This is a genomic window from Saliphagus sp. GCM10025317, assembly GCF_042663665.1.
Classification (GTDB): domain Archaea; phylum Halobacteriota; class Halobacteria; order Halobacteriales; family Natrialbaceae; genus Natronosalvus.
The window spans coordinates 650784-675807 of the sequence record NZ_JBHTAQ010000007.1; the positions used below are offsets into that span (position 1 = coordinate 650784).

Sequence of the window (25024 nt, forward strand, 5' to 3'; positions counted from 1 at the left end):
TCGAGGACCCAGTTCCGCCTCGAGCGTACCGAGGTCGCGGTCGCCGATGCGGAGTTCGATCACCATCCGACTGTGACCTTCCGTCCGAGGTCGTCCGATCGCGGTCCCCCGCCCACGATCATCGCTACTGCATCATCTCTGCCGCGACCACCTCGTCCACGACCACCGTTTCCACGATCAGACCGATCCCAACGGCAGCGTCCCCAGGGGGGACTCAGGAGTCGCGTGATCGACGGACGGTACCTACCTTCAACGTCTTGACCCGTCTCAGCGCCGCCCCCAGCACCTGTCGCCAGGGCGGCTCCTCCCGGCGCTCGAGTTCACGCCGAAGTTCTTCGTTCTCGCGCTCGAGTCGGTCGACGTCCGACGCGAGCCGATCGACGCGGGTCTCGAGGTCACTCCGGCGTGACCGCTGGGCGCGCAGGGTCGATCGAAGCTGATCGCGCTCACGCGCGAGTCGGTTTCGCTGCCGTTCGAGTTGCTCGAGTTCCCGCTCGCGGGTGACCTGCCTGGAGGGTGCCCGATCGAGGTCGTCTTCGTCCTCGAGGGTGAGCCGCCCCGCCGTCGTAGCATTGACGACCGCACCGACGAGCAACACCAGGCCACCGAAGTACAGCCAGGTCAACAGCAGGAGGATGGCACCGATCGCCCCAGCGGAGTCGGTGCTACCCGAGAGAGCGACGTACACCTGGAACAGCGCCTGGAGCGCCGCCCAGCCGACGGCGGCGACGACGACCCCCGGGAGAATCTCGCGGACGCCGACGTCGACGTCGGGGAAGAAGTAGTACATCGGAAGGAAGGCGAGCGTGAACCCGACGACGAGCATGAGCGGGTTTGCGATCCCGAGCAGCGGACTGTCGGGGAGGTACGCGAAGACCGCCGTAGCGACCGCGGCGGCGAGCAGCGCGAGCCCGATCGCGGCGAAGACGACGAACGCGTCGCGAAGTTGCTCGAAAAAACTGTTCTCCGCGGCCGACTCGTAGATCTCCGAGAACGCGGTGTCGAGGCCGCGGAAGATCTTCAGCGACCCCCACACCAGCGTCACGAGGCCGATGATCGACGCGCCTGCACTCTCTACGGAGCCGGCGATCGCCTCTTCGAGCAGCATCTGGCCACTCTCCGGGAGGACGCCTTCGGTCGTCGCGGCGACCTGTTCGGCGAGCTGTTCGTCACCGGCGATCGAGACGAGGAAGAACACGAGGACCAGCAGCGGGATCAGCGAAATGAACGCCTGGTAGGCGATGCTCGCCGCCATGAACGTCACGTTCTTCTGCTGGATGCCCGCGACGACGTCCTTTCCCGTCGATATCCTTCGGCGAACGTCGAGAGCCATATCTATAGGCGGACGCACCACGGCACCGTCGATAACGGGTTTGCTTGCACGCGTTCTGCGCTCGAGCGTCGCCGGCGCGGCGAACGCGATTCCAGACGGAGGACGACTGTCGAAACCCTACTCGGTCGGCGCGTCGGACTCCCGGTCCACGTCCGTCGCGTCCGCTCCGCTCGCCGACGCTCGAGGCCCGCCTGCGTCGTCCTCGATGACCGCCTCGCGCCACGTGCCGAGTCGGAACCAGACCACGGCGACGACGAACGTGGCGGCCATGCCGACGGAGAACGCCCACCAAATGCCGTCGACGCCCCACTCGAGTCCCGAGATTGTGATGCCGAGGCCGGGGACCGTCACCGTCCAGGCGAACGCGAGCACGAGCGCGACGGGAACGCGAAAGATCCAGCGCGAGAGCATCGAGAGCGCCATCGCCTCGCGGGTGTTCCCTGCGCCGCGGAACGCACCCTGGATGACCATCACGCCGGCGAAGATCGCCCAGAAGGGGGCGTTGATACGGATGAAGACGATCCCCTCGGCGATCACGTCGGGATCGTCGACGAAGATGGCCATCGCCTGGGCGGGGAACGCGAAGACGACGGCAGCGATCGCGAAGATGAATCCGATCGTCCCCGCCGTCGCCGTCTTCGCCACTGTCGCCGCCCGGTCGGGCGTTCGCGCGCCGAGGTTCTGGCCGACGCCGGTCGCGGTCGCGTCGCCGACGGCGCCCGCGACGGACCACGTCACGGACATGAGCCGGACGACGATTCCGTAGGCGGCGGTCGGCGTCGCGCCGAAGCGGGCGACGAACGCGGCCATCGCGACCGACGCGAAGCTTCGCGCCCAGCCGTCGAACGTGGCCGGGTAGCCGACGTCGATCAATCGGTACTGGATCGTCAGGTTCGGGGTGAGGTCTCGAAGCCGGAGTCGAACTCCGTAGCGACCGTCGAGGAGGATGACGATTCCGGCGATCCCGGCGACGGCACGCGAGAGGAAGGTCGCGATGGCCGCCCCCCGCGTCCCCCATTCAGGGAACGGCCCCCAACCCAGGATGAGAAACGGGTCCAGGACGACGTTCAGCCCGGCCGATGTCAGGACCAGCCACATCGCCGTCTTCGTGTCGCCGGCGCCCTGCAGGGACGACCGGAACGCAAAGAATAGGAACGTCAGCGGCAGGGCGAGGAAGATCACCTCGATGTACGCCAGCGCCTCGACGAACACCTGGTCGCGCGCGCCGATGAGCTGGAGCAACGGTCGCCGGAACGTCAGGCCAAGCGTCGCCAGGGCACCAGAGACGACCACGGCGAGGAGGATGGTCTGGCCGACGACCCGGTCGGCCGCGCGCTGGTCGCCGGCGCCGACGTGCTGGGAGACGAGGGCGATGGTCGCCGCCGTCAACCCCATCGCCGTCGAGACGAACATCCACGACAGCGGAAACATCAGCGAGACGGCCGCGACCGCTTCCGAACTGACGCGCCCGACCCAGAACATGTCCGCGAGATTGTAGACGGTTTGCAGGAGGTTGCCGAGGACCAGCGGCCAGGCCAGTTGCGCGAGTTTCGGCGGAATCGACCCGGTCGTCATGTCGATTCCTTTTCGTGCCTCGACCTCCACCTCGGCGTCGCCGGAACGGGAACCGGGCCCAGCCTCGAGCGAGTCCGCTTCGCCGCCGCTCGTCAACGAGTCGGGCTCGAGCACGTCGTCGTTATCGTCGGCTCCCGGAGACACCACGTCGGTGATTCTCCTCGGGGAACTATCAAAAGGGCTCCCGTCTCGTTCGACGTTGCCGGCTTCTTGGCGCGGGTTGGACACAATTCTTCCTTACGGGGTCAGCCAGGACGCGACCGGGCCTGGTAAACCGAGATTACTAACGTGTCTCGATGGCCGTAGTGGACGCACAGCGCGGATCCATCGCCGACGGGCGGATTTGCAAATTCGGAATATTGCTTTGGCTGCAGCCAAGAGTTCCTTATCGGTTTAGACAATCTTATTAGGCGAAAGTAGCAATTACCGGGTGATGACGAGGTCCAACCAAGACTGGTGGCCGAACCAGTTGAACCTGAAGATTCTCGACCAGAACGCCCGCGACGTCGGTCCGATGGGCGAGGAGTTCGACTACGCCGAGGCGTTCCAGGAACTCGACCTCGAGGCCGTGAAGGCGGACCTCGAGGACGTGATGACGACGTCGGAGGACTGGTGGCCGGCCGACTACGGCCACTACGGTCCGCTCTTCATCCGGATGGCCTGGCACAGCGCCGGCACGTACCGCACCAGCGACGGTCGCGGCGGCGCCTCGGGCGGCACCCAGCGCTTTGCACCCCTCAACAGCTGGCCCGACAACGCGAACCTCGACAAGGCCCGCCGACTACTCTGGCCGGTCAAGCAGAAGTACGGCGAGAAGCTCTCGTGGGCCGACCTGATCGTCCTGGCCGGGAACGTCGCCCTCGAGTCGATGGGCTTCGAGACGTTCGGCTTCGCCGGCGGGCGCGAGGACGCCTACGAACCCGACGAGGCCGTCGACTGGGGCCCCGAGACCGAGTGGGAAGCCTCCGAGCGCTTCAGCGGCGACGACGAACTCGCAGAGCCTCTCGCCGCCACCGTGATGGGGCTCATCTACGTGAACCCGGAGGGTCCGGACGGCGAACCGGATCCGGAGCGGTCGGCGGAACGGATTCGAGAGTCGTTCGGCCGAATGGCGATGAACGACGAGGAGACGGCCGCGCTCATCGCCGGCGGGCACACCTTCGGGAAGGTCCACGGCGCCGACGACCCCAACGAACACGTCGGCCCCGAGCCCGAGGCGGCTCCCATCGACCAGCAGGGGCTGGGCTGGGAGAGCAGCCACGGCTCCGGCAAAGGCGCCGACACGATCACCAGCGGCATCGAGGGACCGTGGAACGCCACGCCGACCCAGTGGGACATGGGCTACATCGACAACCTGCTCGAGTACACGTGGTGGCCCCAGAAGGGCCCCGGCGGCGCCTGGCAGTGGACCACGCAGAACGGCGAACTCGACGGCGCCGCACCCGGTGCCGAGGAGCCCTCCGAGAGGGAGGACGTGATGATGCTGACGACGGACGTCGCCCTGAAGCGCGACCCCGACTACCGGGAGATCCTCGAGCGCTTCCGGGAGAACCCCGACGAGTTCCAGGACGCCTTCGCGAAGGCGTGGTACAAGCTGATCCACCGCGACATGGGACCGCCGGTGCGGTTCCTCGGCCCGGAGGTTCCCGACGAGGAGATGCTGTGGCAGGACCCCGTCCCTGACGTGGACCACGACCTGATCGGCGAGGCAGCGGTCGACGATCTCAAGGAGACGATCCTCGCATCGGACCTCTCGGTTTCCCAGCTTGCCAAGACCGCCTGGGCAGCGGCGTCGACGTACCGCGACAGCGACAAGCGCGGTGGCGTCAACGGCGCTCGCATCCGTCTCGAGCCCCAGCGGAGCTGGGAGGTCAACGAGCCCGAGGAGCTGGAGACGGTGCTCTCGACCCTCGAGGAAATTCGCGAGGAGTTCAACGGCTCGCGATCCGACGACGTGCGCGTCTCGCTGGCCGACCTGATCGTGCTGGGCGGCAACGCGGCCGTCGAGCAGGCCGCGGCCAAGGCCGGCTACGACGTGGACGTGCCGTTCGAACCGGGCCGTACCGACGCCACGCAGGAACAGACCGACGTCGAGTCTTTCGAGGCGCTCGAGCCGGAAGCCGACGGGTTCCGCAACTACCTCGGCGACGGTCACGACCGTTCGGCGGAGGAGTTGCTGGTCGACAAGGCCGACCTCCTGGACCTGACGCCGCCCGAGATGACGGTGCTGGTCGGCGGCATGCGCGCGCTGGGCGCGAACTACCGGGACTCCGACCTCGGCGTCTTTACCGACCGGCCGGAGACGTTGACCAACGACTTCTTCGACACCGTCCTCTCCATGGACTACGAGTGGGAAGCCGTCTCGGACGCGGACTCCCAGGACGTCCTGGAGTGGGAAGCACCCTCGGAGGGCCACGACATCTACGAGTTGCGCGACCGCGAGACGGGCGACGTCGAGTGGGCGGGGACCCGCGTGGACCTGGTCTTCGGCTCGAACTCCCGGCTTCGAGCCATCGCGGACGTCTACGGGTCCGACGACGCCGAGGAGAAGTTCGTGCACGACTTCGTCGATACCTGGGGCAAAGTGATGCATCTCGATCGCTTCGACCTCGAGTAATCACGGCTGCGGGTTCGGGTCGGTAGTCGTATAGGCCGTCTCGACGACACACGGCGCCCTTGCCGGCGTGAACAGTGCGGGACGACCTTGCTGAACTCCTCAGTATTTGAGAAGATCTGTCCGTCGAATAGCGGTAAGCAGCGCGTGGTTTGTACGAACTTCTGCGGAGTTCATCAGCGGTTGAGGCAGATACCCCGACCCTTGAGGTCGGGGTTGTTGACCGAAGCCGGAGATTCGACTGGTAGATGACGTAGCACTTCTATCACGGTCCGAGGGCCGCGATATCGGCTCCCACCGTCGCCAGTGCGTCGGCGGGATTCGGGTCGCTGTCGGCCAGGTGCGAATGGAGGAATTCACAGAGGCATGAGCGCTTCTATGATCGCATGGGCCAGAACACGCGATGGTCATAACCACGACAGCTGTCCGGAAGATGTGTGTAGAGGTGGTCTATAGACGAATCTAGGAAGTGATCATGTAGTAGGGCGATTATCGCTCGAGATGGCGTCTAGGATGGACCCAGGCGTGAGCAGGACATAGAGAATAGCCCGAAAAGAGGGGGAAATTACGCTCTCAAAAGTTCATAATCGGTTTCCGTCTTGCGTTTTCCGGGTTGGCGGTAACCAGGAAGAGAAATGCTACGAAGAGAGCCTCACCCCAATCTCACGAAATTGGATTCGCTGGTTTAGAGCCTTCTCTACAGGGATCTCACTCACCCACTCGAGTCGAACGTGTGGCCGACCAGTACACGACTCGAAAGTTCATAATCGGTTTCCTGCTATCGGTTTTGGGGTACTAGACGACGCTCGAAATTCCGAACAGGTTGAGACACTTTTCGAGAAGGGAAACGCACCATAGAGTGTGTCCCGAACCGGTTATGCACGTTTGACGCCTCGAGACTTGCATCTACGCAGCGAGTACCGATTACGAAACGGACCTCGCTCGCCCATCAGTCTCGGAAATCATCGAGACACACACGAAAGTATCCTAATCCCCTCGAGAAGCCTCCTACTCGACGATTGGGACACAACTCATGCTCTCGAGGAAGATCCTCATCGTGCAACCGTTCCTAGACTATCTTCATAATCGGCCCTCGAAACAGAGACCATACCCACTCTTCCGGACAGAGAACCCGATTATGAGGTATCTGAAACGCGATTAGTACGTTTTGTTGTAATCCTCAGTAGATAACAAGAGTTGTCTGCTGCATACAGAGAATGAGTTCAGCAGACCGGTAACGATAGGGTACAGCGTTAACGGTAGGATTCGTGGCCAACAATAATAGGCTGTGACCTTGTTAATTTATCCCATGGCCAAATGTGCTCGATGCGGCCGTAATGTGCATGATCTTCAAAACATCTCGCCAGATGTTATCACGAAAGAACTAATCGACTCAATCGATCACGGCGAAGAAGATTTTGCCGGGGAGGGTGATCTGAAAGTTTGCACCAAGTGTATGGATGAACTGACAGGGGACTGAAAACGAAACTGGTGTCATTACTGACGGTTTCAGCACGATATGGATTACAAGGTTCGCGCTGTGTAATATAGAGGGTGGACAGAACATGGCGACTGTGTTTATTTCCCTCCCTCAGGAAGGGATTATCCGCCACTGAAATATCGGTCAGAAAGGTTCCGCTGTTTCAGGAGCCATGGCTTCTATCTCCTCAGCACTTTCAAGTAGAGACTTTCTCGCCTCAGAGGCGGTAAGTACTACATCTCCATTTCTACTATCGTACTCGATTATTCCGTAATCTTCCAGCCGTGGTAGGTGGTTATGTACTAACCTGATCTTTGCGTTTTCGAGCGCCTTGTTGGTTTCTACGCGAGTCTCCGAGTGGTCGGCTAGTCGTCTAGCGAGATCAGAAATTGTGGTAATTCCGTCGTTTTTGAAAAGTTCGTTGAGGATGTGCCGCCGATCAACATTAGCCAGGATCTCGTGGACATCCTGCGTATTCATGTTGATTCGTTGATGGTGCTCTGTATCTAAAAGTCGAGACCCTACTCTATTAGGAATCGTTACAAAAGTCACCAATATGGGTGAATGTTAGTTACCTGTCACAGTACTTTGTCTGGACTGAATGACCAGCACCTCTAAATAGAAATCTGCAGTCTGTGTCCCAATCGCGCTCTGTATTCAGCACAGTCGCTAAATCCTATCACCATTCGAGAAATTCAACGATACTTGGGGCACAGAAATTCTTCGAGCAGTCGGGCTTTTCCGACTGTACCAATGTTTCGGGTCGAATGATTCGAGAGTCCCTCGAGACGAGTCACCTTTCGTCGCAATTCGCGTACTCCTCGCCGACGTGACCTTTGCCCACCCCAGGCGCTATCGCCGCTCCTCGAGAGAGAACGCCATAGCTAAGGCGCCGGCGACGCTACCCGGTGTCGGTATGTTGATCGCGGGAACGGTCGTCGTCGACGCCGAGACGGTCATCCAGGACGGAGCCGTCGTCGTCGAGGGCGACCGAATCGTCGCCGTCGGCCCTCGAACCGAGTGTCTCGAACTGTACCCCGACCACGAGCGTCACACCTGTGACGTCGTGGCTCCGGGGACCGTCGGTGCGCACGTCCACTCCGTCCAGAGCCTCGGCCGCGGCATCGCGGACGACACGGAACTGCTGGAGTGGCTCTTCGAGTACGTGCTCCCCATGGAGGCCGAACTGGACCCGGAGGCGATGCGCGTCGCCGCCGAACTCGGCTACCTCGAGCTACTCGAGAGCGGGACGACGACCTGCATCGACCACCTCTCGGTCCGTCACGCCGAGGAGGCCTTCGAGGCCGCACGCGACATGGGCATCCGAGCGCGCCTCGGCAAGGTCATGATGGACACCGAGTCCCCGTCCGGTCTACTCGAGGACACTGACGAGGCGCTGGCCGAGAGCGAACGCCTCATCAGGCGCTACCATGGGGTCGACGACGGCCGAATTCAGTACGCGGTCACCCCCCGATTCGCCGTGAGCTGCACCGAGGAGTGTCTGCGGGGGGCGAGGCGGCTGGCCGACAGTTACGACGGCGTTCGCATCCACACCCACGCGAGCGAGAACCGGGGCGAAATCGCCGCGGTCGAGGAGCGGACCGGCTTGCGAAACGTCCACTGGCTGGACGAGGTCGGCCTCACCGGCGAGGACGTCGTCCTGGCTCACTGCGTCTGGACGGACGAATCCGAACGCGAGGTGCTGGCCGAGACGGGAACCAACGTCACCTACTGCCCGTCGTCGAACATGAAGCTAGCGAGCGGCATCGCGCCCATCGTCGACTACCTCGAGCGCGGGATCAACGTCGCGCTGGGCAACGACGGGCCGCCATGTAACAACACGCTCGATCCGTTCACCGAGATGCGACAGGCGTCCCTGCTCCAGAAGGTCGAGGCCCTCGAGCCACGAGCGCTCCCCGCCGAGACGGTCTTCGAAATGGCGACGGTGAACGGCGCGACGGCCGCGGGATTCGACCGCGTCGGCAAACTCCGCGAGGGGTGGAAAGCGGACGTAATCGGCCTGCGGACGGACCGCACGCGGGCCACGCCGATTCACGACGTGCTCTCGCACCTCGTGTTCGCCGCCCACGGCGACGACGTGACGTTCACGATGGTCGACGGGGAGGTCCGGTTGCGAGACGGGGAAGCGGTCGGTATCGACGCCGAACGGCTTCGTGCCCGCGCGGCCGAAATCGCGTCGGGACTTGAGGCGGCGCCGTAGCGGGCCGGGCGTCGATCACTCCCTAGAACTGCGTCCGCTCCGCTCGCGGTCGGTGACGAGGCGTCCGAAAGCATCCGGACCCACCGCTCACACGTCGGTGCGAGTACGGACTCGAACTCTGTCGCGCTTACAATCCGAGCGTTTCGAGCACGGTCGTGCCGAGTCCGGCCGTCTCCACGAACTTGTAGCCGAGGTAGATTCCCACGATGCCCAGTAGCCCGGGGAGTTCGGGCGGGGCCGGGATCGGCACGTCGACCAGCGCGAAGAACGCTCCGGTCAGGAATCCTGTCAGCAGTCCCAGCGCGATGAGCTTCACTGTCATACCGGACACCGGGTCGGCGGTACCAAAAAGGGCTCTGAGTCCGCCCCGATAAGTTACGTCAATTGCCGATACAAGGTTTTAATATCGTCGAACACTCGAGCCTGTAGTATGCAAACCGACGTTCGACAGCAGTCCCCGGTGGCGGTGCCACCGGATATCGAATCGGCGCAGGCGAAACTCATCTACCTCTCGCTCGCCGTCTGGGAGGGAACGTCCGTCGACGACCTCTGTACGGAACTCGACGTCGAGAAAGGCGCCGCGCTCTCGATCCTCGGAACACTCAGGGAGCGCGGCCACGTCGAACGCCTCGACGGTCGGTATCGCGTCTGCTGAAGGCTCCCGGTTTCGGAGTAAGTACACGCCGTCGTGCCACCTCGACGACCGTCGATACTGGACGGGGAGGCCACCACCCATCGCCTGGCAGAAATGAGACTGAGGCCGGCCACGCACAGGACAACGAGCCTCGAGGACTGACCGAGCTGGCTCGTCGGCGAAGACGGTAGTTCGAGGCCTCGAGCAATCTCCTTCGAAACGGCACCCTGGACGATCAGTACGTCGCCAGTCTATCCCCGCTTCGCAGCGGGTTGTCTCACAGTTCGATACGTTCGACGAGCTGTTCGCGGTTCTCGTTCGTGTTCACGGCGACGATTCGAATATCGTCCTCGAGCCCCGATCCCTTGAGCTTGGCCTTCAGCAGGTTGTCGACCTGGTAGACGCCGGCGGCGTTGGTCATCGCAATCTCGACCATCACGGGGCTGGATTCGCCCTCGTGAAGCGAGACGCGGCTGATCGCCTGGCTCGAGAGCGTGTTGATCCCGCGGCCACCCTGTTCGTACGGGATCCGCGAGCGGCCACGTTCCATGTCGAGGGCGTCCGAAACCCGGATGACGCCAGCCTCGGTCGTCAGGGGCTTTTCGGCCGTGTGGTGACAGAGAATCGCGTGCAGGACCTCGCCCTTCACGCGGACGCGGTCGGCGATGTCGTAGAACTCCGGCAAGATCCGATCGAGAATGTCGGCGGCCAGCGGGATCGAGTAGTAGGCGTGCTGGTCACGGTGGACGATGTGGCCGACGTCGTGGAGCGTGGCGGCCAGCGCGATGATCACGGATTCGTCGGCCTCCTCGAGGCCCTGCTGTCTGGCCCCGTTGAAGTCGACATCGCCCGCTTTCAGCAGGTCGTAGAGACAGAGCGCCCGGTGGCGAACGATCTCGATGTGTTTCGTCCCGTGGTCGTTGTACCGTTTTCGATCGACCGCGTTGACGTTCTGAGCCTCGAGATAGGTCTGGATCTCCTCGTCGGACTCGACGAACTCGAGTACCGCGTTCAGTTTCTCGTCGGGAAAGTGGTGGTCTGCGTCGGGCTCGTAGACGCGGCCGGCGGAGGGGCTCTCGACGCGTTCGCTGTCGCTCATAGCCTAGCCGTCGTCGGGCAAGCAAAAAAGCCCTCCGCCAGCGGCGTGTACGGGTCGACTCGTGGTCGTCGCTGACTCACGGACGTCCCGGCGGCGCTGCATCACGTCGCTCCCACAGGGGTGGTCTCGATGGTGAGAATCGTTCGGCCTGACCGACGGTCGTCGCTGGAGCCGAGGTGACGGAATTAACCGGTCATACCAACTACGGGCGAGTCAATGGTGGAGATGTCTCATCTGTGCCCGCTGAACTGGGCGTACAGCGCTTCTCGACCCCTTCTGTGGCTTCCTGTGGCTTCACTTGCCGGTCCAAAAAGGTTATAATTGCCAGCGGGTAATCTGCGGACAGAGATGGTAGCCGAAATCGCACCGCTTGTCATCCCCGGCGTCCCCGGGGGTCCGGAACTCCTGATCATCCTCTTCATCGCCATTTTGCTCTTTGGGGCGAACAAGATCCCCAAACTGGCACGGTCGACCGGAGAGGCCATGGGGGAGTTCAAGAAGGGTCAGGAAAAGGTCGAGAAAGAACTCGAGGAGATGCGCGAAACGGGGAACTACGACGACGAGGAAGAGGAGTTCGTCGACACGGAGCCCGTCACGGCTGAAGACGAGGAGACGGAAACCGAAACGCAAACGGAAACGGAAGCCAACTAACATTTTTCTCGGGGCGAGTGGCCTAGCGGAGAGGGCAGGAGGTTCCTAACCTTCTGATCGCGGGTTCGAATCCCGTCTCGCCCGTTTTCCTGCGAGCGTCAGCGAGCAGTGAAAACGGCACAGCGGATTCAAAGTAGAGAACGGCGAGCAACGCGAGCCGTTCGCGTGGTTCGAATCCCCGTCTCGCTCGCCGTCGCCTCGAGCGATACAAGGCCGTTGACTGAGCTCGAGCCGTCACCTCTTCGTCTCCATCGATCACTCGTGGCCTTGCCGACGTCGAAAACCAACAGGTGTACTCAATCCAGTCTCGTCAGGTCTCGTGAGCATCTCGAGTTACACCCCCGAAGATCTCAATTCCCCGTTTCGTCACCGCTCGAGACGGCCCAGTCCACCGCTTACCCGCCGGCTGTCCTGTCCCTCTCGACCCTGCGGCCTATACGTCACTCTCCGTGGTCGGAGTCTCCATGCGGTACCTCGAAATCGCCATTCCGGAGGGTCGTCGCCGGGCCGTACTTGATATCCTCGAGGACGAGGGAATCGACTACGTCGTCGGCGACGAAACGAGCGGGCGAGGGTACGCGGCCGTCGTCCGGTTTCCCCTCCCGACGCGAGCCGTCGAACCCCTTCTCGACCGATTGAACCGGGCCGGCATAGACGACGAGGCGCGCGTCGTCGTGATCAACGCCGAGACCGTCATCTCACGGAGTTTCGACGGCCTGCTGGACCAGTACAGCCACGGCGGCACGAAGGGGGAGCGGACCTCGAGACAGGTACTCCGAACCAAGGCCGACGAACTCACGCCGTCGTTTTCGATCTACGTGGTGATGTTGCTCATCAGCGCCGTCGTCGCGACCGCCGGACTCCTCGCGGACTCGCCGGCGGTCGTCGTTGGATCGATGGTCATCGCGCCGCTGATCGGCCCCGCGCTGGCCGCGAACGTCGGCATCGTCACCGGCGACGATGAACTCACGTCGACGGGTTTTCGCTATCAGGTCGTCGGCGTCGCTATCGTCGTCGCGGCGTCGATCGGTCTCGCGACGCTCGCTCGGCTCGCCGGTCTCGAGCCCGCGGGTGTCGACATCGTCGTGGTCGCCGAACTGCAAGAGCGGGTGTCTCCGAACCTGCTCTCGCTCGCCGTCGCGCTGGGAGCTGGCGTCGCCGGTATCTTGAGCCTCACGCGAGGATTCTCGGAGGCCATTGTCGGGGTGATGATCGCCGCCGCACTCATCCCACCGGCGGCCGCGGTCGGGATCACGGTCGCCTGGGGAATGTACGGCGCGGCGCTCGGTGCCGCCGTGCTCGTGACCGTCAACGTGCTCTCGATCAACCTCGCTGCGCTGACCACGCTGTGGATCGCCGGCTACCGTCCGCAGGGGCTGTTCGAGGTGTCGCCAACCCGACGGCCAACCTACGCGTACGCGGCGGTTTTCGGGGTCGCGTTGCTCGTGCTGGCCGCACCCCTCGTGAGCATTACCCTGCTCGACTTTCACACGACGGAACTGCGATCGAGCGCGACTGAAGAGGTCGACGCCGCGCTCGAGGAACCGCAATTCGACGGTCTCGAGGTCGAGTCGGTCGAGGTGACGCTCGACGACGACTACCCCGTCCGGTCGGTCGACCAGGTTGTCGTCACCGTTTCCGGAGACGACTCCGACCAGGTGTCGACGTTGACCGATCGGCTGCACGAGAGGATCGCGGACCGCACCGACGGGGAGGTCGTGGTCGAAGTTCGGTTCGTCGTGTCCGAACAGCGAGGTGGCGATTCCGCCGGACGCGTCGATTCAGTCTCGAGAGACACCGACGAACGACGACCGGGAGCACGAAGCGATCGCTCCGACGGTGGGGACGACCCGCGGATTCGCCGACTGATCCTGGAGCGTTCACACACCAACGCTTTTCATCACGGGGTCGGTACGCCTCTGGTATGACTGCCGACACGTCCTCGAGGAGACCGGCCGACGAATCAGCCCGAGACGACTCCAGCACCCTGATCAACGCGCTGGTCGGTGCGGCGGCCGGAATAATCCTCTCGTTCATCCCGCTCTCGACGCTTCTCGGCGGAGCGGTTGCCGGATATCTCGAGGGTGGTGAGCCCAACGATGGGGTGAAAGTCGGCGCCATCGCCGGACTCATCATGCTGATCCCGATCGTCTTCATGGGTATGTTCTTCGGGCTGTTCTTCCTCGGATTCGGTGCCAGAGGCGCACCGATCGCGTTCGGTCTGATGGCTTTCTTCATGCTTGCGTTCGGGGCACTGTACACAGTCGGGCTGAGCGCCGTTGGCGGCTACCTCGGCATCTACCTCAAGGACGAACTGTAGTCCGCTGACGCACGTCCGATCACGACTCCCCGCTCCGGGCATCGAGGCCGAGAACGACGAGCGCGACGGCGAACACCAGTACGCTGGTTCCTATCACCGTCACGCCTCGTGGCTCGAGCGACCGGTCGGCAACCGGAACGAACAGCCGCAGGTCGAAGAGCACGACCAGCAGCGCCCCGAGCACGTCGAAGACGAGGTCGAACGCCGTGTCGCGCCAGCCGTAGTGGACAAGGACGGGTTCGACATCGTACCGAATCCCCGCCCGACGTGCGATGATCTCGAGCAGTTCCCACAACACGCCGACGACGAACGTGACACAGATGGTCAGGAGCCCGATTTGCCACCACCCGAGCGCAGGGGTCAGAACCAGGAACCCGGCGTAGACCAGCGCCGCAACGAGGGCGGCGGACACCAGGTGAGTGAGGTGATCCCACCACCAGACCGAATCGTACGGACCCAGCATCCCGACGGCGTGTAAGAACCCCGCAACGGCGATCCAGAAGGGCAGGTCCGTTCCGAACGCGATCGATGCGCCGAAGCCGGCTTCCGCGACGTACTCGACGGCTGCCGGAAGCAGCGTGACGGCGAACGACACGAGCGCGTTCGTGGCAGCGGCGGCGTCTCGGCGATGAAGCGCCTCCAGTAAGATGGCGAGAATCCCGACCTGGAACGAAACGAGTGCAACTGTCATCCATCCAGTCATCGCAAACGCCTTGCTGATGACTGATGCCGAGTTGATATGATTCTTTGGTCGTTGTTACTATACATTCTATAGCGAAACCGTCGTTCGCGTACTCGAGTCTACCGAGACTGCGTCGAACCGCGTTCGGCGCTGGCTTCCAGATACCGGGTTGGAACGTACGCCAGGACGCGACTCGAGGCGTTCGGGACTACGAGGTCGCCGATCAGTCGACTGGCGACTGCGGGCAGGATCCGTCGAACGGCCGTGTACGTGACCGCGATACCCAGGAACGCGATCACGAGCCACTCGAGCGCGCCCTCGAGGGCGACCACGAGCGGCACGGCGAGGACGACTGACAGTGCCAGGTCCTCCGGCGCCCCATCGTAGCGTACCCAGCGCAGGGGAGCGATCCATCGGCGGTTGTGGTGGTCGTAGACCGCACGGTTCGAGGTGGCTTCCCAGGGGCGAAGCTCCAGCCCGCCGCCGAAGACGTCGCTGACGCTATGGAGGGCGGCGCCGACCAGGAACCACGCGGTGAGGACCGCGGGGAGGGTTGGCTGCAAGAGGGCGATTGGGACGACGAGCGTGGCGACTCCCAAGTAGTACACCGGGTAGTGCAGCGTCTTCCGGTGACCGGTGTACAGATCCAGGTCCGGAACGATCCCGCCGAGAAATCCGGCGAGCAGGGCCACAGGGCCAAATTCGGGGAACGCAAGTGCGTACGGGAGGGCAATCACCATTCCCGCGAACGCGTGGGTCGGCAGCATCATTTTGTCGTTTATGAGGGGACACGACAGTATGAATCCGTCGACCGCCTCGAGTTCGTATCCATGTCCGCGTTCGTGACTGCGTCCACGCTCACGTTCGTCTTTGGGTCGCTCTTCCTGGCACCGTTCGCTGCCTTCGCGGACCCTCGGTCGCCGACCTCTCCGGTAAAGTCGAACGATCCACAGTGAGGAACGAAGAATCGGTACTCGAACTCGAGTCGGCGAGCGTCCCCGGGCTCCTTACAGTCCCTCGTAGGGGCCCGCCTTCGCGGTCGTCAACCGATCCATCTGCTCGTCGGAGAGGTTGACCGTCGCGGCCGCGAGATTCTCCTCGAGTTGCTCGACCGTCCGGGCGCCGACGATGGGTGCACTGACCCCCTCTCGGTGGGAGAGCCACGCCAGCGCGACCTGGGCCGGCGACGCGTCGACCTCTTCGGCGACCGCGTCGAGTTCGTCGTGCAGGTCGAAGTTCTTCTCGGTGAGGTAATTCTCCCTGAACCGACTCGACTCAGCGGACTTCGAGTCCTCCGGGACGTCCTCCTCTCGGGAGTACTTCCCGGTCAGGAATCCCTGCCCGAGCGGGCTCCACGGACAGACCGCGAGGTCGCGTTGGCGGGCGAACTCGAGGTAGTCGCCCTCGATCTCTCGGTCGACGAGGTTGTATCGCGGCTGGAGGATGGCGAAAGGCTCCCAGCCCTGTGCGTCGGCGATGGCGTTCGTGCGAGCCACCTTCCAGGCGTTCGGCCGCATGGTTGACGCGCCGAGGTAGTGGACCTTCCCGTCCTCGACGAGCCTGTTCAGCGTCTTCATCAGCTCGCGGGTCGAGGTCGCGTCGTCCCAGCGGTGGATGTAGAGGACGTCGACGTAGTCGGTGTCGAGTCGGTCCAGAAGGGCGTCGATGCGATTCCGGACGGTCTTCCGGTTCGTCCCCTTGCTGTTCGGGTCGCCGTCGCGGATCTGCCAGTAGATCTTCGAGGCGATGGTGTAACGCTCGCGATCGCGGTCACCGTCGGCGAGCCAGTCGCCGATCCAGCGCTCGCTGTCGCCGCCGCCGTAGACGTCGGCCGTGTCGATGTACCGACCGCCGGCCTCGGCGTAGGCGTCGAGCAATTCGTGGGCACGTTCTTCGGTAATCTCGAGGTTCCCCTCCTCCGTCGTACGGCCGAAGCGCCAGGTTCCGAACTGGAGTTCGCTGGTCTGGATGCCGGTTCGACCGAGCGAAACGAACTCGAGGTCGACGTCGTCGAACGAGTCAGTCATACACCGGTCGTTCGCGGCCAGGAGAAAAAAGCCCTGAGGAAGCGGCGATCACCTCGCCCACACGCTTTTGACGGTCACCACCGTCTACGCGCCCATGATCGACGAACTCGCGATCGGCGAGTCGACCGTCCAGGACGCCTGTGGAGACGTCGTGCTTCCGCGGATGGGCGTCATCGAACAGCGGTGGGAGACCGACCCGATCCCGCCCGAAGACGTCGCGGCCGAGGCAGCCGAGGCGGTGGCAGCCCTCGAGTTCGGGGACGTCCCCGCGGGCGGCGAGGTAGCCGTCGGCGTCGGCAGCCGCGGCATCGACAACCTCCCCGAGATCGTTCGCGGCGTCGTCGGCGCACTCAGTGACCGTGGGTACGAGCCCTTCGTCGTTCCCGCGATGGGGAGCCACGGCGGGGCGACCGCTTCCGGCCAGCGCGATAAACTCGAGACTCTCGGCGTCACCGAGGCGTCGATCGGCTGTGCGATCCGGGCGACCATGGACGTCGTGCAGGTCGGCGAGACGCCGGATCGCGGAGTGCCAGTGTACGCCGACGCGTACGCGGTCGAGGCGGACGCCATCGTGCCGATAAACCGGATCAAGCCCCACACCGGCTTCAGCGGCGACGTCGAGAGCGGCCTCTCGAAGATGCTCGTCATCGGGATGGGGAAACAGCGCGGCGCGAAACTCGCCCACGACTGGGCGGTCGAGTGGAGCCTCAGCAACATGATTCCCGAGATCGCCGACCAGTTGCTCCGGACGCTGCCGGTCGCTGGCGGCATCGCGGTCGTCGAGGACCAGCACGACGACACCAGCCTCGTCGAGGGCGTCCCGCCGGAGGGATTCCTGACTCGAGAGGCCGACCTCCTCGACCTCGCCCGAGAGCGCATGCCGACGCTGCCGTTCGACGACCTGGACGTCCTCGTCGTCGATCGGATCGGCAAGGACGTCAGCGGGCAGGGGATGGACCCAAACGTCACGGGTCGGCGCCACTTCACGATCAACGAACCCGAACCGGACTCGCCCGAGATCAAGCGCGTCTTCGCTCGCGGCCTCACCACGAAGACGAAGGGGAACGCGATGGGGATGGGCCAGGCGGACGTCGCCCATCGCGACGTGCTCGCCGAACTCGACTGGTCGAAATCCCTCATCAACGCCATCACCGCGAGCACGGTGCGCGGGGTCCGTCTCCCGCCGGTGGTCGAGACCGACCGCGCAGGGCTCGTGGCCGCCCTCGGTACTATCGGCCCCGTTCCAGGTGAAGACGCTCGCGTTCTCAGAGTGACGGACACGATGCGCCTGAAGCGGTGTTACGCCTCGAGTCCGCTCGTCGAAGTCGCGCGGGAACGCGAGGACCTTCGCGTCGTCTCGGAGCCGACTGCGCTCGAGTTCGACGACGACGGACAGTTCGTCGCTCCCTCCCCTGAATAACGATTGTCGGCAGTCAATTCCCGCTTCGCGTGGTTTCATAGGCGACGAGTGCGAGGGTTCTCCTATGGGGTACGACGCAACCTCGTACGAGGATGTCGAACCGCGCGCGCCGGGTATGTCCTTCCTTCGGGACGCCCTCGACTGCGAGACCCACGGGCTAACCGTCATCGAAGCCGACGAGGGCTGGGACGGGCTAGAACACGACCACGAGGACGACGGCCAGGAAGAAGTGTACCTGTTGCTCGAGGGCGAGGCGACCATCCGAATCGACGGCGACCAGGTGGACCTCGCGTCCGGTGACGCCGTGCGGATCGACCCGGAGACGACGCGCGAACTGCGGTTTACGGCGGACGACTCGCTGATGGTCGTTACGGGCGCGCCTTGACATCCACCCACGACTGAAGGTCGTGGAATTCCTCTCGTGGGAGTCTCAGTCGTCTGAGTCCCCGAGAGCGAGATTCCCGCTCGACGCGGTACTCTGGTCTGTGTACGCCTCGTTGGCCGTTGTCTCCGCGAGGGAGGGCGGTCTATGGTGTTCCCGCCAACTGTGTTTGTTCCACTTGAGGTACACGGGCCGTGCCATCGACCCGGCTGTGTTGTTCTGTCGTCTCAGGAACGACTCCGATGCAACGAGATCAGCGTGCCCCTCGAACCCACACGGGCACGTCAGCGTATCCTCGTGACGAACGGTCTCGTCACGCTCGCCACACTGGGGGCACTCTTGACTCGTCCACGCCTCGGACTTCTCGTCGACCGCGATTCCATACTCTTCACAGACGCATTCGAGACGGTTGATGAACCGCCGGTACGCCCAGAAGGTGTGTGTCTTCTCGTTCACCCATGCTGACCAGTGCCTGGAAAGGATGCCTGTGAGGTCGCCAACGTACAGCGTGGATACACCTTCGGAGTATAGACGCTCCACGAGGTCTCGGACGAGTGCATCTTGCGCGTGGTTGCGTCGGTTTGTACGCTTGCAATACAGGCGGTCGATGCGCTTGCTCAACGTGCGCTGGTCTTCGAGGAGTGCTTGCAGGTCTGCGATTCGCTCAGTGGTCTCGCGGAACCGCTCGAACTCATCGCGGCCGCTGAACAGGTATTGTGAGCCAGTCGTGGTTGTGCAGGCGACGAGGGTGTTCGCGCCAACGTCCAGAGCGGCTTCTTCCGAAGCCAGTGGTGAATCCAGTCGAGAAGTGTCGATGGTGACTGGTTGGAAAGCCCTGAACGTGTCTGCGAGTTCGTCGTACACGATCTCTAACCGACCCGGCTCGCCGCTCCACTTCGAATTGCCTGAAATCTCGAGGCGAAGGCGTTGATTTCGGTTCAATCCCAGTTTGTCCTTGAGTTCGGAGCCAATCGGCACTTCGAGGCGTGATCGTTCTCCGAACTCGAGGGTGTACTGGTCGTTGCGGACGTAGGTGCGAAGTACACGCCCGTCTTCCTCGTTTCCCCAGTACCCCGGTGGCGACGGTTTCTCGCTGAGTTTACCCGCGTGGTGCTTCTCATTGAGCGAGAAGAAGGATCGCCACGATTCGGAGTTCCTCCGAATGATTTGTTGGGCGACCGAACTGCTGAGGACGCCTTTGTATTTACCTTCGAGTGCGCCGGTATCGGCGTCCCAAATGCTCTTACCGTCTGAGAGGAAGGCCTGGCGGCGAGCGTAGTTAGTCTCGTTCCAGAGACTGGCTGAAGCGTCCAACCAGCGAACGAACGCCTCACGCTCTCGCGTAGAGTGTGGGCGAACGCTGAACTGGTTGGCTCGCTTCATCGTCATTCGCTACGAGACAAGTGATTGTAAACCTATGTATTCGCGTTGGAGACTCGGGCTTGCTATCGAACGTGCAGTGTTCACGAGTTGTCGAGTTCATCCCACGACTGAAGTCGTGGGCTTTCTCCTCGACCCTCTGTAAGCGGACGCGACGGTCGCTGTTTCTGCACAATCCGGCGAAATCACGAGGGCGATCGAGTTTTGACGCCCTTCGAGCGCTACGACCGGTGGTTTCGGACGGCTACGAATCCATCCGATCGACCGAGATCAGACCGCTCGGTACGTACGCGGACCCCGGGGCCGCTGGATCTGTCTCAGCCGTCGGTCCCACTCGAACGCTCCGTCGATCGGTCGTAGACGACTCGATCACCTCGACAGTCGTCGACGTCCGGTCGTCGGCCGTGCGAACCCCGATCTCGAGGTCGCCGACGTCGCCCGGGCCGGTCTCGACGGTGACGACGAGCGTCGCCGTTTCGTCGGGAGAGAGCGAGACGAAATCGGTAGCGGCGTCGAAGCCGTCGATGTCGAACACTACTTCGGCTTCACCGGGAGCCTCACCGACATTCGTCACCTCCGCGGCGACCTCGATGAACTCGCCCGGCTCGACGGTTTCGGGTGCGTCGAGGGCCGTCACCTCGAACGCCGGTTCGCCGGCCTCCTCGACGGTGACGGTCACCGAATCGCTTCCCTCCTCGGGTGCGGCCACGTCTGGATCGTCGACGCGAACTGTCACCTCGAGTTCGCCGACGGCGTCGGTCGGCGGGTCGACGGCCACCGTGAGCGTCGTCGTCTCGCCGGGTGAAAGCGTGACGGACTCTTCGACGACCGCCTCCTGCGCGCCGACGTCGATCACCACGGGCGCCTCACCGGATCCGGCGCCGCGGTTCTCCACCTCGACGGCGAGTTCGATCGGCTGGTCGGGCTCGACGGTTTCCGGCGCGTCGACGATGGAGACGGCGAACTCGGCCGAGAGGAGGAGTTCGGCCTCGTCGGCGACGGGGTCGCCGTCCGCGTCGAGGTACGGGCCGTCGTGGACGCCGATCGTCTCGACGCTCTCGAACGTAAACTGGCCGTCGCCGGTCAGGTCGCGGTGGACGATCGCGACGAGCGTTCGGTCCTCGTCGATCGATTCCGCGAGGTCGACGGTGACGTTCTCGTGCTCGCCGGGCTCGAGGTACTCGGAGACGCCGAGGACGGTCTCGTTCTCGACCGGCGCTCCCGCCTCGTAGAGGGCGACGAAGCCGCCTTCCGAGAGGGAAACGGCGTCGACGGTCGCGCTCGTCCCGTCGGTCTCCTGGTCGCCGAACGCGACGTCGGCGGTCGGGCGCTCGCCGAAGCCGAGTTCCTGACAGTCCTCGACGGTTGCCGAATGCGGATTCTCGACCATGTTCTCGTCGTCGGCTTCGGAGAGGGACGCGAACTCGACGTAGTGGGTGAACTCGCTGAAGGGGTACAGATCGGCTGTCGAGAGGACGGTCCCGTCTTCGATCGGGCCGTCGACCGTCTCCGCGAGCACTTCCTCCTCGAGTTCCGTCTCGTTACCCGCCAGGGCCCCCTCCAGGTACGAGACGCGTAGCGAGAGGCGATCGATTTCGGCCGCGTCCCGGACCTCGAGCGCGGTACAATTGAGGAACGCCACCGGAGCCTCGACGGCGTACTCGATCGTCTGACCCGTCAGTTCCGAATCGTCGTCGTCGGCTCTGATGACGACCTCGACGTCGCCGGTCTCCTCGAGAGGTGGATCGAGTTCGAGCGTCAGGTTCTCGACGACCTCGTCTGCGTCGAACGATTCGCTTTGCACCACCTCATCGTCGTAACGAGCCTCGACGAAGAAGTCGACGGTCGCCGTGGCGTTTTCGACGGCGAGGGTCCCCCCGTCGCCGGTCTGGTTCGTCACCTCGAGATCGGCTGTCGGCTCGACCGGTTCCGCATCGACGGCGTACTCGATCGCTTCGACGGCCAGGTCCTCGTCGTCTTCGGTCGTGACGACGGCGATCTCGACCTCTGCATCCGCCTCGAGGGGCGGATCGAGCTCGAGCGTCAGGTTCTCGACGACCTCGTCGGCATCGATAGCGTCGGTTCGTACCACCTCGCCGTCGTAGCGCGCTTCGAGTGCGAACTCCTCGTCCGCAGTCGCCCGGTCGACGGACAGCGTCTCGCCGTCGCCGGTCTGGTCCGAAACGTTCAGGCTCGCCGTCGCCTCCACCGGTTCGTCCGCTGGTTCATCGGCGCCGGTGGTGTCGACGTCGTACGCGACCTCCGCCGACTCGAGTCCCTCGCCGTCCTCGACGGCACGGATCGTCACCTCGAGATCGGTAGCCTCCTCGAGCGGCGGGTCCAGGACGAGCGTCAGATTGGCGGCGGTCTCGTTCGCCCCGAAGCCCTCGCTCTGGACGACCCGGTCGCCGTCGCTCGCTTCGACGTAGAATTCGACGTTCGCCGTCGCGCGCTCGACGGTCACCGTTTCACCGTCCCCGGTCTGGTCGGCGACCTTGAGGTCGGCGGTGCGTTCCTCGGCGACCGTCGCCTCGAGCGATGCCACCACCGGTTCGCCACCCTGCCGGACGTACAGCGGATCCGCCCCGTCGTCGGTGTCGATGCGATCGAACTCCTGGTCGTCGTCGCCGTCGCGATACGGGACGACGAAGAGCGAGTGCTCGCCGGCCTCGAGCGCGTCGACTTCGTACTCGGCTCCGGGAACGTCTTCGAACAGGGGAACGGTCACCGATTCGTGTTCGCCGGGCTCGAGGTACTCGGAGACGCCGATCACGCTGTCGGCGCGTTCGCCTTCCAGCCACCTCCCGTCGTGGACGGCGACGAATCCGCCCTCCGAGAGCGTCACGTCGTCGATCGTGACCGTCTCCCCGTCGATCGTCTGACCGACGGTGCTCACCGTCGCCTCCCCCTCCGCAGGCTCTTCCTCGGCGGTTCTATCGGCCGCGCTCGCCTCCGCACGATTGCGAATGTCGACCTCGCGGTCGAGGTCATCATCGACCGTCTGCTGGGTCGTGTCCACGGCGGTGCGTTCGCTGATCCGCTGGACCTGCTCGACGGTGACTCGCTGGTCCTGAACCGCCTCCGAGACCGACTGGCACGATACTTCGGCCACCTTCTGTATCTGGAGGATCGTCACGCGCTGTTCCTGGGCGACCGACAGGACGCCTTTCGCTGCGCCGCGGGCGATGGTCTGTACCTGCTGTACGCGCACCGTCTGCGTCTGTTCGACGGCGCCCTTTCCGGCGCCCATCGACGCAGCCTGGATCTGCGTAACGGTGACGGCCTGGTACTGGATCGCGGATTCGACGGCACCCATCGCGGCGCCGCGAGCGGCGTACTGGACCTGCGTCACGTGTATCTCCTGTTTCTGGACGATCGTTCCCTTCGCTGCGCCGATCGCCGCTGCCTGGATCTGTTCGATCGTCGCCTCCTGACTCTGGTAGATTGCGCCCGTCGCGGCGCCAGTCGCCGCCGCCTGGATCTGCGTGATCTCTACCCTCTGGATTTGCGTAACCGATAGCACGCCCTTCGCGGCACCACGTGCGGCGACCTGCGTCTGCTCGACGGTGACCCGTTGCTTCTGGACGAGTGCACCCTTCGCGGCGCCCATCGCAGCCGTCTGGATCTGCTTGATCGACACGTGCTGTCGCTGCTCGACCCTGACGTGCTGTTCCTGGTGCCCGTCGACGACCCCCGCTGCCGCCCCTGCCGCCGCGTGTTGAATTTGCTCGACGGTTATCTCCTGGCGCTGGACGACGTGCTGTCGAGAGGGGTGCTTCTGCTTCTTCGCGGCCTCGAGCGCCCCGTGGGCCGCACCCTGGGCCGCCTCCTGGATCACGCCGACGTGACCGACTCCCTTCTCGCCGGCCTCTCGTGCGGCGCCTGCGGCGGCCCCGCGAGCCGCGTACTGGATCTGCTCGACCGTCACCGCCTGGTACTGGTCGAGCGCACCGTGAGCGCCGCCCCACGCCGCGTTCTGCATCTGCGTGACGTTGGCCGACTGGTGCTGGCTCAGCGCGCCGTCCGCGCTGCCGACCACGGCCGACTGTAACTGCGTAACGTTGACCGCCTGGTGCTGGAGCAACGCGCCGTGAACCGCCCCCGTGGCGGCGCGCTGAATCTGCTCGACGGTCGCGTTCTGGTGCTGTTCGGCGGCTTCGATGGCCGCAGACGTCGCGGCCTCCCGGTGTTCCTGGGTGACGTTTACGCCCTGTGCCTGGGCGAGTTCGATCCCTCGGTCGGCACCCTCCTCGGCCGCCTCTCGCTTCGACTGGGCAGTCGCTTCGTCCTGTCGTGCGCTCGAGTGCGTCTCGTCGAACTCGACGAGTTCGACACCGTCCTCCGAGACGTCGCTTGTTCCGTCGATTGCCTCGCCACCAGCGGGGGATTCGGGTCGTGCCTCGCCGTCTCCGGGACCGACGAGCGGAGCGCCCCCGAGCGTCAATCCGGAAGCGCCGACGATCAGTCCGGCCACGACCGTGCCGACGAGAAACGCGAACAGAAGTCGCTTCATCGCTCGAAGCGACCCCCACGCCGTGAATCGATCATTGCATCGATAGACGGTGAAGCGCGATTTGCGGGGTTTTCACGACGCGGTTCCGTGCACCAGGCGCGGAGGTTCGGAATCATCTCCCTATCCAGACCGCTGTGCGATAAAAACGGGGTCCATCGTTCCCCGACGGCTCGAGCCGGTAACCGTGCGTTCCGTTACACCAGCGCCTCGAGGAGTCGACTGCGACCGCTTCAGCCCGCACGGTGGGGCCGAGAAAGAAGGGTGAAATTCTTCGACAACCGCCACGGACTCTGAAACTTCTCCTCGAGTAATGCCCAGTTGCGAACGACGGAAACCACTCGCTGGGCTATCACCTAGTCGCTGATGCCCAAGAAAAACTCCCCACGGCAGTCCGTACTCTCGGCTCACGAAATTGGTCGCTGAGAAGAGTGGGCCAACTCGGATTTGAACCATCTCGAGACGTTCCGGGTCGCTCGCTTCGCTCGCTTCCCGGGCTTGCGACTCGCGTCATTCAAATCCGAGTGACGTCACGGGTTGCTGGCTCACAACGGTGTTCGCCAGAAAAACAGTGGGCCAACTCGGATTTGAACCGAGAGCCTCCACCTTATCAGAGTGGCGCTCAACCTGATTGAGCTATTGGCCCGCGTCGCATCTGTGAATTGCGCGGAGGGACGTTTAAACGTTTCTTTCTCT

Annotated in this window: 18 protein-coding genes, 2 tRNA genes and 1 pseudogene; 9 read left to right on the plus strand and 12 right to left on the minus strand. The window is 63.8% G+C overall.

What is annotated here, in order from left to right; genetic code table 11:
• Positions 1 to 214: 214 nt before the first annotated feature.
• Entirely contained in the window at positions 215 to 1333 is a 1119-nt protein-coding gene (locus tag ACFQS4_RS17790) for a YhjD/YihY/BrkB family envelope integrity protein (RefSeq protein WP_500194992.1), read from the minus strand.
• A 117-nt stretch (positions 1334 to 1450) separates the two neighbouring features.
• Complete coding sequence (locus tag ACFQS4_RS17795; protein WP_500196662.1) at positions 1451 to 2908, minus strand: MATE family efflux transporter; 1458 nt, start codon at positions 2906 to 2908, stop codon at positions 1451 to 1453.
• Positions 2909 to 3341: 433 nt separating this feature from the next.
• On the opposite strand from ACFQS4_RS17795, the gene katG reads away from it, so the two are divergent.
• Entirely contained in the window at positions 3342 to 5525 is a 2184-nt protein-coding gene (katG, locus tag ACFQS4_RS17800; protein WP_500194994.1) for a catalase/peroxidase HPI, read from the plus strand.
• A gap of 262 nt (positions 5526 to 5787) precedes the next feature.
• Here the strand turns inward: katG and ACFQS4_RS17805 are convergent.
• Positions 5788 to 5871, minus strand: a pseudogene (locus ACFQS4_RS17805) (ribonuclease H); the annotation flags it as partial.
• 1275 nt (positions 5872 to 7146) lie between these two features.
• Positions 7147 to 7482: a DUF7344 domain-containing protein gene (locus ACFQS4_RS17810; RefSeq protein WP_500194997.1), complete on the minus strand. Its 336-nt coding sequence runs from the start codon at positions 7480 to 7482 to the stop codon at positions 7147 to 7149.
• Between the two features lie 436 nt (positions 7483 to 7918).
• Here ACFQS4_RS17810 and ACFQS4_RS17815 point away from each other — a divergent pair, with 436 nt between their 5' ends.
• Positions 7919 to 9223 (plus strand): 5'-deoxyadenosine deaminase, encoded by a 1305-nt coding sequence (locus ACFQS4_RS17815; protein WP_500194999.1) that lies wholly within the window; start codon positions 7919 to 7921, stop codon positions 9221 to 9223.
• 127 nt (positions 9224 to 9350) lie between these two features.
• Here ACFQS4_RS17815 and ACFQS4_RS17820 read toward each other — a convergent pair whose 3' ends face one another.
• Positions 9351 to 9545, minus strand: coding sequence for a XapX domain-containing protein (locus ACFQS4_RS17820; protein ID WP_253430207.1), 195 nt, complete (start codon positions 9543 to 9545; stop codon positions 9351 to 9353).
• 108 nt (positions 9546 to 9653) lie between these two features.
• Between ACFQS4_RS17820 and ACFQS4_RS17825 the strand changes: the two genes are divergently transcribed.
• Complete coding sequence (locus ACFQS4_RS17825; protein ID WP_312909723.1) at positions 9654 to 9878, plus strand: MarR family transcriptional regulator; 225 nt, start codon at positions 9654 to 9656, stop codon at positions 9876 to 9878.
• 256 nt (positions 9879 to 10134) lie between these two features.
• Here the strand turns inward: ACFQS4_RS17825 and ACFQS4_RS17830 are convergent, their stop codons facing one another.
• Positions 10135 to 10956 carry an HD domain-containing protein gene (locus ACFQS4_RS17830; RefSeq protein ID WP_500195002.1) on the minus strand — a complete coding sequence of 274 codons (822 nt, stop codon included), beginning with the start codon at positions 10954 to 10956 and terminating at the stop codon, positions 10135 to 10137.
• A gap of 348 nt (positions 10957 to 11304) precedes the next feature.
• On the opposite strand from ACFQS4_RS17830, the gene tatA reads away from it, so the two are divergent.
• From tatA to ACFQS4_RS17850, 4 genes are all read left to right on the plus strand, one after another.
• Positions 11305 to 11607 (plus strand): twin-arginine translocase TatA/TatE family subunit, encoded by a 303-nt coding sequence (gene tatA, locus ACFQS4_RS17835; RefSeq protein ID WP_254158287.1) that lies wholly within the window; start codon positions 11305 to 11307, stop codon positions 11605 to 11607.
• Between the two features lie 11 nt (positions 11608 to 11618).
• Positions 11619 to 11691 (plus strand) — tRNA-Arg (locus tag ACFQS4_RS17840).
• A gap of 380 nt (positions 11692 to 12071) precedes the next feature.
• Positions 12072 to 13535 (plus strand): TIGR00341 family protein, encoded by a 1464-nt coding sequence (locus ACFQS4_RS17845; RefSeq protein WP_500195005.1) that lies wholly within the window; start codon positions 12072 to 12074, stop codon positions 13533 to 13535.
• Positions 13532 to 13927 (plus strand): DUF5518 domain-containing protein, encoded by a 396-nt coding sequence (locus tag ACFQS4_RS17850; protein ID WP_500195007.1) that lies wholly within the window; start codon positions 13532 to 13534, stop codon positions 13925 to 13927. The genes ACFQS4_RS17845 and ACFQS4_RS17850 overlap by 4 nt, the downstream gene beginning before the upstream one ends.
• Before the next feature lie 19 nt (positions 13928 to 13946).
• Here the strand turns inward: ACFQS4_RS17850 and ACFQS4_RS17855 are convergent, their stop codons facing one another.
• From ACFQS4_RS17855 to ACFQS4_RS17865, 3 genes are all read right to left on the minus strand, one after another.
• Positions 13947 to 14618, minus strand: a complete 672-nt coding sequence (locus ACFQS4_RS17855; protein ID WP_500195009.1) for a DUF2238 domain-containing protein — start codon at positions 14616 to 14618, stop codon at positions 13947 to 13949.
• Between the two features lie 110 nt (positions 14619 to 14728).
• A complete protein-coding gene (locus ACFQS4_RS17860; protein WP_500195011.1) occupies positions 14729 to 15379 on the minus strand; it encodes a metal-dependent hydrolase in 651 nt (216 codons plus the stop codon).
• Positions 15380 to 15616: 237 nt separating this feature from the next.
• On the minus strand, positions 15617 to 16636 hold the full coding sequence (locus tag ACFQS4_RS17865) for an aldo/keto reductase (RefSeq protein ID WP_500195013.1): 1020 nt from the start codon (positions 16634 to 16636) through the stop codon (positions 15617 to 15619).
• Between the two features lie 94 nt (positions 16637 to 16730).
• On the opposite strand from ACFQS4_RS17865, the gene ACFQS4_RS17870 reads away from it, so the two are divergent.
• On the plus strand, positions 16731 to 18056 hold the full coding sequence (locus ACFQS4_RS17870; RefSeq protein WP_500195016.1) for a nickel pincer cofactor-dependent isomerase, group 22: 1326 nt from the start codon (positions 16731 to 16733) through the stop codon (positions 18054 to 18056).
• Between the two features lie 64 nt (positions 18057 to 18120).
• Positions 18121 to 18441, plus strand: coding sequence for a cupin domain-containing protein (locus ACFQS4_RS17875; protein ID WP_500195019.1), 321 nt, complete (start codon positions 18121 to 18123; stop codon positions 18439 to 18441).
• Positions 18442 to 18486: 45 nt separating this feature from the next.
• On the opposite strand, the gene ACFQS4_RS17880 is transcribed toward ACFQS4_RS17875, so the two are convergent.
• The 3 genes from ACFQS4_RS17880 to ACFQS4_RS17890 form a co-directional block, all read right to left on the minus strand.
• Positions 18487 to 19821: an RNA-guided endonuclease InsQ/TnpB family protein gene (locus ACFQS4_RS17880; RefSeq protein ID WP_500195021.1), complete on the minus strand. Its 1335-nt coding sequence runs from the start codon at positions 19819 to 19821 to the stop codon at positions 18487 to 18489.
• Between the two features lie 241 nt (positions 19822 to 20062).
• Complete coding sequence (locus ACFQS4_RS17885) at positions 20063 to 24331, minus strand: DUF7282 domain-containing protein (RefSeq protein WP_500195023.1); 4269 nt, start codon at positions 24329 to 24331, stop codon at positions 20063 to 20065.
• A 569-nt stretch (positions 24332 to 24900) separates the two neighbouring features.
• Positions 24901 to 24974: transfer RNA gene (locus ACFQS4_RS17890), tRNA-Ile, on the minus strand.
• Between the last annotated feature and the right edge of the window lie 50 nt (positions 24975 to 25024).